General features: G+C 35.7%; 12 protein-coding genes and 1 pseudogene. 9 read left to right on the top strand and 4 right to left on the bottom strand.

Annotated elements, in window-relative coordinates:
- Positions 1–554 precede the first annotated feature (554 nt).
- Positions 555–1,769, top strand: a complete 1,215-nt coding sequence (fdhA, locus tag ACQKN2_RS16935) for a formaldehyde dehydrogenase, glutathione-independent (protein ID WP_427415970.1) — start codon at positions 555–557, stop codon at positions 1,767–1,769.
- A gap of 517 nt (positions 1,770–2,286) precedes the next feature.
- Here the strand turns inward: fdhA and ACQKN2_RS16930 are convergent.
- Together ACQKN2_RS16930 and ACQKN2_RS16925 are read right to left on the bottom strand one after the other, a co-directional pair.
- A complete protein-coding gene (locus ACQKN2_RS16930) occupies positions 2,287–2,904 on the bottom strand; it encodes a hypothetical protein (RefSeq protein WP_427415969.1) in 618 nt (205 codons plus the stop codon).
- Between the two features lie 461 nt (positions 2,905–3,365).
- A complete protein-coding gene (locus tag ACQKN2_RS16925; RefSeq protein WP_427415968.1) occupies positions 3,366–4,319 on the bottom strand; it encodes an MBL fold metallo-hydrolase in 954 nt (317 codons plus the stop codon).
- Positions 4,320–4,619: 300 nt separating this feature from the next.
- Between ACQKN2_RS16925 and ACQKN2_RS16920 the strand changes: the two are divergent.
- Positions 4,620–4,827: pseudogene (locus ACQKN2_RS16920) on the top strand (VOC family protein); the annotation flags it as partial.
- Positions 4,828–4,954: 127 nt separating this feature from the next.
- Complete coding sequence (locus ACQKN2_RS16915; protein WP_427415967.1) at positions 4,955–5,212, top strand: hypothetical protein; 258 nt, start codon at positions 4,955–4,957, stop codon at positions 5,210–5,212.
- 56 nt (positions 5,213–5,268) lie between these two features.
- On the opposite strand, the gene ACQKN2_RS16910 is transcribed toward ACQKN2_RS16915, so the two are convergent.
- Entirely contained in the window at positions 5,269–6,513 is a 1,245-nt protein-coding gene (locus ACQKN2_RS16910; RefSeq protein ID WP_427415966.1) for a nucleoside permease, read from the bottom strand.
- A 445-nt stretch (positions 6,514–6,958) separates the two neighbouring features.
- On the opposite strand from ACQKN2_RS16910, the gene ACQKN2_RS16905 reads away from it, so the two are divergent.
- The 4 genes from ACQKN2_RS16905 to ACQKN2_RS16890 all read left to right on the top strand — a co-directional run bounded on the left by ACQKN2_RS16905 (position 6,959) and on the right by ACQKN2_RS16890 (position 9,751).
- The gene (locus ACQKN2_RS16905) at positions 6,959–7,171 is read left to right on the top strand and encodes a hypothetical protein (protein ID WP_323646148.1); all 213 of its coding nucleotides are present in this window, start codon (positions 6,959–6,961) and stop codon (positions 7,169–7,171) included.
- 595 nt (positions 7,172–7,766) lie between these two features.
- Positions 7,767–8,093, top strand: coding sequence for a metalloregulator ArsR/SmtB family transcription factor (locus tag ACQKN2_RS16900; protein WP_427415965.1), 327 nt, complete (start codon positions 7,767–7,769; stop codon positions 8,091–8,093).
- A complete protein-coding gene (locus ACQKN2_RS16895; RefSeq protein ID WP_427415964.1) occupies positions 8,080–8,778 on the top strand; it encodes an SRPBCC domain-containing protein in 699 nt (232 codons plus the stop codon). Before ACQKN2_RS16900 ends, ACQKN2_RS16895 begins: the two co-directional genes overlap by 14 nt.
- 628 nt (positions 8,779–9,406) lie before the next feature.
- Positions 9,407–9,751 (top strand): MFS transporter, encoded by a 345-nt coding sequence (locus ACQKN2_RS16890; protein ID WP_427415963.1) that lies wholly within the window; start codon positions 9,407–9,409, stop codon positions 9,749–9,751.
- Positions 9,752–10,120: 369 nt separating this feature from the next.
- Here ACQKN2_RS16890 and ACQKN2_RS16885 read toward each other — a convergent pair whose 3' ends face one another.
- The gene (locus ACQKN2_RS16885; protein WP_427415962.1) at positions 10,121–11,032 is read right to left on the bottom strand and encodes a LysR family transcriptional regulator; all 912 of its coding nucleotides are present in this window, start codon (positions 11,030–11,032) and stop codon (positions 10,121–10,123) included.
- 210 nt (positions 11,033–11,242) lie between these two features.
- Between ACQKN2_RS16885 and ACQKN2_RS16880 the strand changes: the two genes are divergently transcribed.
- Positions 11,243–12,619 (top strand): aspartate aminotransferase family protein, encoded by a 1,377-nt coding sequence (locus ACQKN2_RS16880; protein ID WP_427415961.1) that lies wholly within the window; start codon positions 11,243–11,245, stop codon positions 12,617–12,619.
- A 61-nt stretch (positions 12,620–12,680) separates the two neighbouring features.
- Positions 12,681–14,102: an NAD-dependent succinate-semialdehyde dehydrogenase gene (locus ACQKN2_RS16875; protein ID WP_427415960.1), complete on the top strand. Its 1,422-nt coding sequence runs from the start codon at positions 12,681–12,683 to the stop codon at positions 14,100–14,102.
- The last annotated feature ends 14 nt before the right edge of the window (positions 14,103–14,116 follow it).

Genomic DNA, 14,116 nt, shown 5'->3' with positions numbered 1-14,116 from the left:
CAGGGAAACGCAGCTTTTAAAAAAGCTTCATTAGCTTACAGTTATTCCATTAACGGGCGCGATTGTGGAAGAAGCGTCGCTGTTCTTATTAAACTAAACTGCTTTACTTAAAGATGGGATTCCACAGCGATCCCATCTTTTTCTTCTTCAACTAAAGGAGCAGGTTAGTCCAATAAGGAAATCTATTTTTATAACGAATTTAATATTAGTTTCGCTGAACCGTACCATAAGTAAGTGAGATTCTATTCATTTAATGGAGCGTTGATTAAATAGAAAAAATAGACCTAATAGTATGAACTAAAAGAAGAGAGTCAGTTCTTTATGGACTAACTCTCTTCTTTTAGTTCATATGCAGTTTGCAAGGGAAAAAAATCTCTACTTAATTGAAATGGGTGAATTCAATTGTAAAGTAGAGAAATAGACGTGAGAGATAGAGCCATTTCGTTAAACAAGAAATGAATAATTTGAACGAATATTATTTTTCATAGGAATGATTAGGACAAAGTGGCTATATATATAGATTGTATGAATTTATGATATAGGGGAGGAATTGCATGGTTGGAAATAGAGCTGTGGCCTATATGGGCTCCGGAAAAGTAGAAGTGCAAGATATTGGTTTTCCAGATTTGGTTTTACGAGATGGACCAGGGGTAAATCCACTTAATGTAGGGCGCAAATGTGATCATGGTGTTATTTTAAAGGTAGTAACAACTAATATTTGTGGAAGCGATCAGCATATGGTGAGGGGGAGAACTACAGCTCCGACAGGATTAGTTCTAGGCCATGAGATTACAGGAGAAGTGATTGAAGTAGGCCGAGATGTTGAATTTATTAAAAAAGGTGATTTAGTTTCTGTTCCATTTAATATAGCTTGCGGTCGGTGCCGTAGCTGTAAGGAGCGGAATACTCATATTTGTGAGAATGTAAATCCAGATCGTCCTGGTTCAGCATATGGTTATGTCGATATGGGAGGATGGGTTGGAGGTCAATCTGAGTATGTAATGGTGCCATATGCCGACTTCCAATTATTAAAATTTCCTGATAAAGACCAAGCAATGGAGAAAATTAGAGATTTAACAATGCTTTCAGATATATTTCCAACTGGATATCATGGTGCCGTAAGTGCAGGTGTGAAACCGGGATCAACTGTGTATATCGCAGGTGCAGGTCCAGTTGGTCTCGCTGCTGCTCATTCAGCTCAGTTACTAGGAGCCGCTGTAGTAATTGTAGGAGATTTAAATGAAGAAAGGTTAGCTCAAGCTAGAAGCTTTGGTTGCGAAACAGTTAATTTACGAAATCATTCAAACCTAGGAGAGCAAATCGACCAAATACTTGGAGCACCTGAAGTAGATTGTGCTGTAGATTGTGTAGGATTTGAAGCATCTGCACATGGAGCTAATGCAGTTGAAGCACCTGCTACTGTTTTAAATTCTATTATGCAAATAACACGTGCTGGAGGACGTTTAGGTATACCGGGTCTTTACGTAACCGGGGACCCTGGTGGAATTGATGAGGATGCAAAAATTGGTACGTTAAAAATTCGTCTTGGCTTAGGATGGGCTAAAGCACATACTTTTGTAACTGGTCAAACACCTGTTATGAAATATCATCGCGATTTAATGGCGGCAATTTTGAGTGGAAGAGCTCAAATTGCGAAAGCTGTTAATGCTACAGTAATATCATTAGACGAAGCTCCAAAGGCATATCAAGATTTTGATAAAGGGGCTTCCAGAAAATTCGTCATCGACCCACACGGTCTAGTAAAGTAAGAGATTTCTACAGGGGTTAAATTGAAATAAGCATAGAGGACAAACCTTTGGCTACTTTTCAATAAGAACTAGATAGCATGCTGATATTCTAAGGAGACTTTGAACTTCATTTCTCAAAGTCTCCTTTTTTTCGTTGCTTAATTACCACAAGTATATTTGTATTCAGGTTGTGTCTGAATGAAGAAACCACTTCGAACTTGTCCTGTCCAGTTTTGTAAGGATTCGTACCATTTAACGCTATCAAAAAAGTCATCTACTGTTGCAGTATTTGAAAACCAGATAAGTGGAGTGAAAGAAACAGGCTGTCCAGCATCTCCCCAAACACCGCCAGCCGGAATAGTACTTTGTTTAACCAGCAGTAAAGGAAGCCCATATTAGAAAGCCAAAGAAGGTTCGAGTGCTTGAATTTAATTTCTTTTAGTAAATGTCTTTTGTAGCGAAAGCGATGCGTCAGCTATAAACGCTTCGCTTTCACATAATAAACATTCACTCCGGGTTCTAGTTACGGGGAGATAAATTATTTCTCTTGTGTCTGATTAAATTTTTTGAGTCCGATAATACTTCCTAAAATCGTGAAAATAGCAGTTCCTACGATTACTATCATTAATTCGTTGTTATCAAAATAATGATACGAAGTTAATGAATTATTAATATGTCTTATAAAAAGAACTGTTGCGTAGGATGTAAAGAAACCGATAGTTGCTCCACATGTAAAACCACTGATATGCAACCAGTTGTTATATTTCTTTAATAAGAAATGAGATAAAAACACAAGCGCGATTGGCAACAACTGGATACAAAGGTCAATTGTGTTGCGAATAGAGATGTTTTGTATGTAATCTTCGTTTGATTTGTAATGATATAAGTAATATGAAACATTAACTACTTGTATAACTTTGATCAACCAAAAGCCGATTATTGTCCCAAACAGTATCGGTTTGATAGTTATTCTTTTAATTAAAAAATAACAGATAATTAACGAAATAATCACGGTCATAGGTAACTTGAAGAGAATATCAAGTAGCTCAAAATAACTACCACTTAATTCATGATAAAGGGTTGCTAAAGAAAAAAATGCGAGAACTGCGGCAATAGCAGTAACTAGATAAGTTGTTACATTTAAAAATAATTTCAATTGGGTTGCTCCTTTTTATGTTTGTTAAAGACTGTGTTCTGGAAGATTGTTGCTGTAAAACAAAAAAGACATAATTCATCTACAATCCAATTTCATTCCATAGAATACTTTTCCTATCAAATATTAACAATTTTTTGCTTTATTTTATATATGTAATTTTTTCCACTTGAGAGGGTAGCAATGAGTTTATTTTGGAGTATTAAAGACTTTCTATAAGAAACAGCTTTTTTATCGTAATTCATAAGAAATCCTAGTTCACAGGATTTCTTATCAGCCTCTATTAATTATTATCAATCTTTGTTTAAAACAACAAAAAAACCACCTCGTATGAGATGGTTACTTTCTTCTTGCTATTCAACTCAAGTACCTCTGTTTCTATAACTTACTCAAACTAGTTACTCAATTTGTTCTTCGATCATGTCCGCTTTATTTTAATGTTTTAATCTTGTCTCATCCGTAATTTAGTCGCTGTCGTTCTTTTCTAGATAATCAAGAATCCCCATTGCAGAAACAATGGTATCGAACGGGATTGTTTGATAGACGGGGTGATTTTCTACAATTCCATTTTCCTGTAAATAGTTGTGCAAAAGTGCCTTCAAGCGACTATCTAAAAAATGTACTTGTTCTTTAAAATCACTAGATACGGTTAACGCTTTTTTTCCTTCAGCTAGAAATAACGGCGTCCAATAACGCACTTGTTTGTAGGCTTCAGTTGGATTTCTATATGCACCGAAATGACCGAAATATAATTCAGTAGCCTTCAACTTTTCATAAAGCTGGATAGATTGTTCCATCGTTTGTGGGTCATACTGATTCGGTGAAGTGGAAGGAATAATTAAATCAATTGATTCGCTCTCCATTTCTGGATACCGTACACCATTAGTATCTCCTACAAACAATCCATTAGTAGCAGAATAAAGCATTGATACATGATGCTTTGCATGACCTTCTGTATGATAAAACGTTAGCTGATGTTGACCTAAAGATAGTACTTCCTCATGGCCAATTTCTATAATGCGTTCAGCATCGATAGGTACAATTGGATCAAATAGACGATCGAATTCTGCTCCGTAAACACTCTTTGCACTTGCAATTAGACGACTTGGATCCACCATATGAGATACACCTCGTGGATGGACAACGAATGTAGCATTTGGACAGCTTTGTAAAAATAACCCTGCGCCTCCAGCATGGTCTAAATGGATATGCGTAACAATTACATATTGAATATCCTCTAGAGAAATATGTAATTCATCTAAACCTTCTACTATATATGGCATAGACGGACTGGCAGAAGTCTCTATTAAGGCAATTTTTTCATCAATCAGCAAATAAGAGCTTGTACGCTGTTCCCGATCTAAATCATGTGTATCAATACAATAAAAATTTGGTGCAAGTTGTTGGACTCTCCCCATTTAAATAGCCTCCTGTTTTTTTCGGTAAGTATAGTATATTCTCTTGTATGTGTCTTTTATCTACAATAAGTTGTGTTTATACTTTATGATATAGAAAAGTATACTGAGTGTCTATTCATATTTTTAAGGGGGTATCAATACCTCGATCTGGTCGTAGTGTAATATCATTCCAATGAAAAATAAACAAGAATCTTGATACAACCTGGAAATTATCGAAATTTCAGACGAAAGATTGATTTAAAAGGGTAATGTTATTTATATAATTTTTCTTAAATCAAGATGAAATAGGAGAATATTGAAATGATTAAAGGATTATATGAAGCACATTTACCAGTAAGTAATTTAGAAAACTCGATTGTATTTTATCAAAAGTTAGGGTTAGAGCTCGCCTATAAAAAAGGAAAGGTAGCTTTCTTCTGGATAGCTAAAGGTGAAAGCTGGTTAGGTTTATGGGAGTGAAAGTGTTGAATTAAAATACCATCCATCTATCCGACATTTAGCGTTTAACTTCTTTCAGCGGATGTTCAAACACCCGCTGAAAGAAGTTAAAGCCTCCGGCGGATGTCACGGAATCGGAAAGGAGTTCTTTGTGCAAGCACAAAGCCGATTCCGGACGCAATTATGCCGAGGCATAATTGATAATTGACGAAGAAGATCTTGAGCATGTAAAAGAGTGGTTATCGTCAATTGGTATTGAAGTTCGAACAGAATTTGGCTTTCCTCCCGAACATCAACCACTAGTACTACCAAATAATCCTCATGCGCATGCTGCAATTTACTTTTCTGACCTGGATGGTAATTCATTAGAATTAATTGCGCCATTGAGACTAGATGTTGATGAAGATTTAAAAATGATGTCTCTTGAAGAGTGGAAAAATCGTCAATCCATTTAATCCAGTAAAAGAGCCTTAACCAAAACCGGTTAGGCTCTTTGTTATGCAGGGTATAATTATCCATTTTTCAGGGCATTTTCATCATGATTATATTTAAAAACGATGGCAAAAATGATGGCTAAAACGAGCGTATAGCCGCCAAAGAACAACCAAATATTTTGCCAATTTCTCACGCCGTCCACTGTAAAATAATCAACTACTTTTCCACTAATGACAGCTCCTAAATAGGCGCCTATTCCATTGACCATCGTACTAAATAATCCTTGAGCACTGCCGCGAATTCGATGATCGACTTCTTTTTCTACAAAAATCGCTCCTGAAATATTAAAGAAATCAAAGGCGCAACCGTAAACGATCATTGATAACAGCAATAGTAAAAATCCTCCGCCAATCGGGCTTCCATACCCAAAGAAAACAAAACGTAATGTCCATCCCACCATACTGATTAGTATTACTTTTTTAATGCCATACTTACTTAAAAAAAATGGAATGGTCAGAATAAAGAATACCTCTGAAATTTGTGAAACTGATAATAAAATAGCTGGATATTTAACAGCAAAGGTATTTTTATAATCAGGGTTCAATGCGAAGTCGTGTAAAAATGGATCACCGAATGTATTAGTAATTTGAAGCGCAACGCCTAATAGCATTGAAAAAATTAAAAACAAAGCCATTTTTTTATCTTTAAAAAGAACAAAAGCGTCAAGTCCCAAAAGGCTTACCCATGACTTGTCCTTTATTTCATTGGAAGTTGGGCACGCCGGAAGAGAAATTGTGTATAGTGCAAGTACTAACGAAGACCCGCTAGCAATAAATAACTGAATATTACTTAATTCAATTTTGGCAAGACTAATAATCCACATCGCAAGAATAAAACCAATTGTCCCATAGACACGAATAGGGGGAAAGTCCTTTACAATATCAAACCCTTTGTTCTCCAGACTAAAATAAGAAATCGTATTCGATAGTGCAAGTGTTGGCATATAAACGATTGAGTTGAAAAGCATTACCCAAAACATCATGGTTGGATCTGAAATTTGAGCAGATATAAATAGGGTAATCGCACCGAGGAAATGCAATATTCCGTATAAAACATTGGCTTTTACCCAACGATCCGCAATAATTCCTATAAGACTTGGCATAATAATAGCTGCAAGACCATTAGAACTATACACGATTCCAACTTGCGCGCCAGTAAAATGCAACGTATTAATCATATAAGAACCAAATGTAACGAGCCAAGAGCCCCAAATAAAAAACTGAAGAAAAATCATTATTTTAAGCCGTAATTTTATATTCATTTGTTCCTCCTATAGAAGGTGATGTAGTTATTTTGTGATGTTCTGAGGCAATAATGCCATTTAAAGAAGTACCAATTTTTTTCGTAATTCACTACTTTGAATTTGAACATAACTACAGCATTTGCTCCTTATGTCCGAATCATACGAATTTATTGGAGATTCTTTTGAAGGTTCGTCCTATATAAAGTAACAGAATTATTTTGGTGAAAATTGCGATAATATTTATGCTTTATACGAAAGTGGCAAGGCTGTGAAGAAGTACGAAAAGGAGGATTTTAGTTTTTAAGAAAAAATAGGGAGCTATCGACTGTGCATCCCGATTCTAGAACGTATTTTTATTAACAAGCTCTGGAATTTTTTGATAGGCAATCTAGTTACTAAATAATATAATTATTATGTGACGTTTTGTTTTAAAACTTAAAGCTTAGGAGTAGGTACTTTGGCAATGTTTATTATGGCAATATTGGTTACGTTAATTTTCGGCAGTTTTTCATACATGCTGTTAAAGTTTCCTGAAGATTTTTTAAAGATGAGTTCCTTTTCAGAAAAAATCATTAAGAAACCATTTCTAAAAAAGTATGTTAAGTTTACGGGTTGGTGGTTTTTAATACTTGTGATAGGTGTATGGATTATAGCAATACTCTCTTTATTTGAATGAAATTATGAGAAGTAGTTGAAAATCACGGCTGGAAGTGATCATATTATGAAGCTATATGCTCCAGCTCAGAATAATGTATGTTCTTCTAAATTAGGATTGTCATTGTTACACATAGTAGGAGAAAACTAAGGGATACTTTTCTATACATATCTTTTTCAACAAAGTGAAATAATGAGTGATTTTTTCTATTTAGCAATAACTTCAAATAAAAGGCAGTGGGGTTCACATATGAATTCCCACTGCCTTTTTATTCATTCTTTTTTATGAAACGGGACAAATGAAGTAACAGGGGACAAGAGTACCATTTTATTGATCCTGCTTTGTATGCATGTCGCTATATTCAATGTTTTATACCCACCTGCAGAATGTCCGATAAAATCTTTTTATCACTAACAAGATGGTCTAGAATCTCTGCCATCCATTTTCCTATGTCCTCTCGATTGCTGATGGAACGAAGAGGATCACTTTTGAATCGGATGATGAAATAGCTGGAAGGATAAAAATTTGTATTTTCAGAAAAGTCTTGACATTATTTCTGCACATGTTTATATTTTACATATAACCAAATGGTTATGTGAAAAGTGAGGGAATGATAATGCCAAATGTTTATCGAGCATTAGGTGATTCAACGCGACGCCATATTTTAAGTATGCTTAAACAAGGAAGCAAAACCCAAAAGGAGATAGTTGAAGCATTTGATATCTCTCAGCCAGCAATTAAGAAGCATTTGAATATTTTATTGGAGGAGAAAATTATTTCAGAGAGCTTGAATGGGAAATATCGTATCTATTCAATAAATCTCGACACACTCCAAATTGCCTACCATGAAATGCTTCAATACATCGGAGAACTACTTGATGATCAACTCGTAAGTCTAAAAGATTATGTTGAAAAGGGAGAGTTTCGAGATGAAGAAAAATAAGGATTCTGTTAAGCGAGAAATTGTTGTAAATGCACCTTTGAATAAAGTTTGGGATGCATTGACTAAGCCTGAACATTTAAACCTTTGGTATACAAAAAATGCTGACATAGAATTTTGTATAGGTGGAAAAGGTTATATGAATCATGGCTGGGGGGCAACATCTGAGGGTGTATTTACAGAAATAGATATAATGAAACGCTTTGTACTTCAGAGCATTGATGGGGATTTTACTACCATTACATCTTTAGAAGAAATTGGGGATAGCGTAAAAGTGAGTATTGAATATCAGGCTTCCTTTATTGGTGAAATGAATCAATCTACAAAGGAAAATATGTTATTTGGTACAAGTCAATTTTTAGAAAATCTAAAGAGTGTTTATGAATCTGGAACGGATAAACGTTCGAAGTTTTGGAAAACATGGATTGGTATTGCACACACAACAAACGATGGGGAGAGAGGTACAAGAGTTTTACAGGTGAAGGAAGGCTCGGTAGCTGCAGCTGCTGGAATTAAACCTGAAGATATTATACTAGAGGTAGATGGAGAAGAAGTCGGAGGATATGAATCTTTTGAAAGAACATTGAATAAAAAAAATGTTAATGGCAATGTTACCTTAACAATTGAAAGCAAAAATGAAAAATCACAGGTAAACTGTCTTGTAGATGCTTATCCTGTACCTTATTAATATTCAATGAAAAGATTATAGAAAATGTAACAAAAGGAACAAATGTTACATTGACGCTCCGGCACAATCATAGTGTGCATGTTCAAATGTAACATGCACATAATAGAAGAGCTCGCAGACGTATTTAAAATTTAGTTGACGGGTATTTCTCCGTCTCGATTCGTCTGAAGCTCTTTCATTGTATGCGGAAGTTCATTCAATTATCTTTATAACTAATGTGTCCATTTTCCAATAGCGATTCCTCTATTTTAAATCCCGTTATTTATAGCCATTAAAGTGGTTGCTATCCGTTTTAAAAATAATATTTAGAATTATTTGGAAATGATTTGATAAAATGTATATTCATTTAAAAGAAGGTAATGAATGCCGTATAAATTGTTTTGGTGTCGTTAGTTTCTAATTAAATTAAAAAATATAATTCGCGGTTAAAAAAGTAGGAGATGAACTATCCTCTAAGAATCCTCCACCTCTATGTAAACTACCTCTATGTAAACTACCTCTACTTGAAACTCTTATACTAGAAAACATACTATTAAACCTTCCTTGCCAAAACATTCTATACAGTTTCCTCGTTGTGCTTGTAGATACTTCTTTCAAAACAACCTAGGAATGCGGAGGGAGATATGTTATGGAAAAGAACTCAAATCTATGGAAAATTGTATTTGTAGCTAGTTTTATAGGTTTAACAGTCGATGGTATGGATATCCAAATGTTGTCATTGGTGATGCCGAGCCTAATTGACGAATTCGTCTTAGATACTAAGGCTGCTGGTTGGATCAGTACATTCTCTCTATTAGGGATGGCCCTTGGTGGAATCTTTGGGGGGTGGTTATCTGACCGCTTTGGCCGCGTTAAAATGATGACTTATATGATGATATTATTCTCAGTTGGAACCGCTCTCTTAGCTTTTGTACAGACATACGAACAATTTATTATTGTTCGTTTCATATCAGCAATTGGTATGGGTAACTAAACTGTTACAACAAATGTAGACAAAACTATACAAACCTGTATAGAAGCATAGATTTATAACAGAATACCCTTCGTATCAAGCTATTGGTGCGAACTCCACGTTAATTGCTTTTAACTCCTAAAGCCTTGTGACCAAAGCGGAGCTGGAAACGGCAGACGTAACGGTGCGAAAGTAGAAAAAACAACAAGGATGGCATAAGCTGAAAAAAATCACTCAGTGTCCGTAAAGGATCATCGTGACAACGGAAAACGGTGGCGCTAAGTGCTTTGGCAATGGATGTTTAGCAGCGAACTCCTAAATCTCTGATGAGACAAGGATTATGCATTATCTACCGAATATTTTAACTTGAACGCCATTACTTAAATCACATTAATTATTGAAAATGCTTGTCATTTTCTCTGCAACTTCTTCGGTAATCGCAAGAAATCGTTTGGAAATTGATGTCATGTAACGATCCTTAAGTGTAATTATATTAAGTTTTGTTTGTAACACTGGATTTGCTAGTGGTCTAAGTACCGGTAAATCAGGAGAATTAAGTAGCTTGAAACAGCTAGGTACAAAACAAATTCCTGCGCCTTTCATTACCATCATAAGTGTTGGTAATGTTTCTGTCCCCCAGTAAACGACATTAGGCGTAAATCCACTTTTTTGGCATGCCTCGATCACATCATCAGCAACACCTGATCCATAAGATGTTGTATTTAAAAGAAATCGCTCGTTTTTCAAGTCTGCAATATCAATAGAATCTTTTTCACATAGATGATGGTTGGGTGGAAGAGCTAAAAGTAAAGGTTCTGTTAGTAGTGTTGAAGTATGGATGTCCTCCGCTCTCACTGAAGTTCGGACAATTCCAATATCTATTTTATGACTTCTTAGTTCTTCTAAAATATATGATGTATTACCCTCGCGAACATGTGTAACTATGTTAGGAGTTTCCTTTTGAATTTTTTTTAAGACATTTGGCAAAATAAATAGATTTGCTGAAGTAGTACAACCCAATTTCACAGTACCTCTAATTCCTTCATGAAACTCGACTAATTTCTTCTCCGTATTCTCAGATAAATCAAGTAATTCTTTTCCTTTTTCATATAAAAATACTCCACTTGGTGTTAATTCAAGAGATCTACCTAAACGATTAAACAAAGTGACATTTAATTCTTGTTCAAATTTTCTAATTAAAATACTTAAGGGGGGTTGAGTCATTTGTAGTGCAGTAGCAGCTTTTGTAATGCTACCTTCCTCAACTACTGTAATAAAACAATGTAAACGATGAAGGTTCATTTTGATAACTCCTCCTTTTAGTATTCATAAAATATATGGAAGTCATATAAATATTATAATTTACATTATAAAAATGTAAAGATATAATATTTTCATAATTGAGAATAGTTTAAAAATTGGATCTAAACTGTATTTCAGTTTGAATTTAGTTGATACCAGAGTGTGTCCATCCAATCGCAAATTATTAATTTATAAATGGAGGTTTTTTCAATGACAACTAAAATTACTCAACAATCAAAAACTGTAGAGTTAGCTAAACTGGACAAAAAGCACTTGCTACATCCAGCTACAAATCCGAAGGCTTTAATTGACAATGGACCGCCTATTATCTTTGTTAAAGGTAAAGGCGTTACAGTTACAAGTACGGATGATGTGGAATACATCGACGGGATGTCAATGCTTTGGAACGTGAACTTAGGACATGGGAATCAAGAACTTGCAGATGCTGGTAATAGTCAATTATCTACCCTCGCGTATGCATCATCATTTAAAGGATTCTCAAATGAACCATCCATTCTACTTGCTGAAAAATTAGCTGAGTTAGCACCAGGAGATTTAAATAGTGTATTCTACACTTCTGGTGGGTCAGAATCAAATGATACAGCAATTAAATTAGCTCGTTTCTACTGGGAGCTTAAAGGGAAATCAGAAAAAAGAAAGATTATTGCGCTAACGAATGCTTATCACGGTGTAACAATAGGAGCGCAAACAGCTACTGGTCTTGCAGCATACCACAAGTTCGCATCATCAAATATAGACGGAGTTGTTCGTGCAACAGCCCACCTATTAAACAGCGAGTTAGGTGATAAAAGTGACCCGAACTATGCAGATTCTATCCGTGGAACAATTGAAAGAGAAGGTGCGGAGACGATTGCCGGAATTATTATTGAACCTGTGCAAGGTGCGGGCGGAGTTAATATTCCACCAGAAGGTTACTTAGAAGAAGTTCGTAAAATCTGTGACGAGCACAATATCCTTTTCATGGCAGATGAAGTTATTTGTGGATTTGGACGTACGGGGAAAATGTTTGGTGTAAACAACTGGAATGTTGTCCCTGATATGATGTCAATTGCAAAAGGAATTACGAGTGGTTATTCGCAACTTGGCGGGGTCATGATGAATGATGAAATTAGAGAAACAATTGCTAACTTCGATGCTGTTATCCCACATGGTTTCACATATAGTGGCCATCCGACTGCTTGTGCGATTGGACTGAAAAACATTGAAATACTAGAGCGTGATAATATTATTGACCACGTAAATGAAATGGAGAAAGAACTTAAAAAAGGTTTAGATTACTTAGCTGAAAAACATAGTATTGTAACAAATTGCAGAGTAATTGGTCTGTTGGCTGCATTTGAACTTTATGAAGATCCAACAAGTGGGAAATTGTTTGATCCAACTGTTTTCCCAGCAAATGCGGTAGTTGACGCATGTTTCAATCGCCAATTAATATTAAGAGCGCTTGGAGCGTATAACCAAATTGTGGCAATTGCGCCACCGCTTATTATTAACAAAGAAGAAATTGAAAAAATGATTCAAATTATAGACGATTCGATTACTGCTTTTAAAAATGCACGCAACTAAACTATTCCTATAAAGTAAGTTGAGTAGTGGTGTTTATAGTTAAAAAAGGGGAGGTTCTCTAGTGCTTTATATAAATGGTGAATGGCGAGATACAGGAAATAAATTAGATGTAACAAATCCTGCGACAGGAGAAATAATTAGAACTGTTGCTACAGGTGGTAAAACTGAAACTAAAGAAGCAATCGAAAGTGCGAAGAGAGCATTTGAATTCTGGGGTAAGACAACTGGAAATGAGCGCAGCAACTACCTGTTTCAAGTGGTTCAATTGATGAAAGAAAAAACAAAAGAATTAGCTGAAACAATTACACTTGAAAATGGTAAGCCTTTACCAGATGCTACTCGTGAAGTAGCAGGTGCGATCGGCTATCTAGAATGGTATGCAGAGGAAGCTAAGAGAATTTATGGGGAAACAATTCCTGCATCTGCAGCTGATAAACACTTAATGGTAATTCGCGAACCTGTTGGGGTATGTGCAGCTATTACACCATGGAATTTCCCGTTATCGATGATTACAAGAAAAATTGCACCTGCACTTGCTGCAGGTTGTACGATTGTTTTAAAACCAGCTGACTTAACTCCTCTTTCGGCGATAAAAGTATTCGAATGCTTTCATGAAGTTGGACTACCTGCTGGAGTTGCAAACCTGGTAATTGGCCCAGCTGAAGAAATTGGAAACGAGATGACGAGTAACCCAGCCGTTCGTAAAATCACATTTACTGGCTCGACGCGTGTGGGGAAAAAACTTATCCGTGATTCGTCTGATACAGTGAAGAAAATATCAATGGAGCTTGGTGGACACGCACCGTATATTGTGTTTGAGGATGCTGATATTGACGCAGCAGTTAATGGTATCTTAGTGTCTAAGTTTATTAACTCAGGTCAAACTTGCATCAGCACCAACCGGATTTACGTAGCAGAAACTGTAGCTGATGAATTCTCAGGAAAGTTAGCTGAAAAGGTATCTAAATTAGTTGTAGGAAATGGATTAGAAGATGGCGTAAATGTCGGTCCAGTAATTAATAAAGTGGCTCTTGAAAAAGTGAAAAGTCAAGTAGAAGACGCTGTGAAACATGATGGTAAAGTAATTGCGGGTGGTAATGTATTTACATTAAATAATGGTAGCGGTTACTTCTTTGAGCCCACAGTTATTCAATATGCAAGCGATAATATGAAGATTACAACAGAAGAAACATTTGGACCAGTTGCACCAATTTATACATTTAAGACGGAAGAAGAGGTAGTTGAAAGAGCAAACCATCCTGAATATGGTCTTGCAGCTTATTGTTATACGCGAGACATTGGTCGAGGCTTACGAATGATGCGTGCTTTAGAGTTCGGAATTGTTGGTATTAATGATCCAGCTCCAGTGGTTGTACAAGCGCCGTTTGGTGGTATGAAGGAAAGTGGAATAGGGAAAGAAGGCGGTTGGTACGGACTTGAGGAGTACTTGGAGAAGAAGTTTGTATCGATTTATTTAAAATAATAAAAAATGTTACT

Origin of the sequence: Lysinibacillus sp. NPDC093688, from assembly GCF_050280145.1 — a bacterium.
Lineage (GTDB): Bacteria > Bacillota > Bacilli > Bacillales_A > Planococcaceae > Lysinibacillus > Lysinibacillus xylanilyticus_B.
The sequence above is the reverse complement of the archived record's forward strand: the minus strand, read 5'-3'. Positions and strand labels throughout refer to the sequence as shown.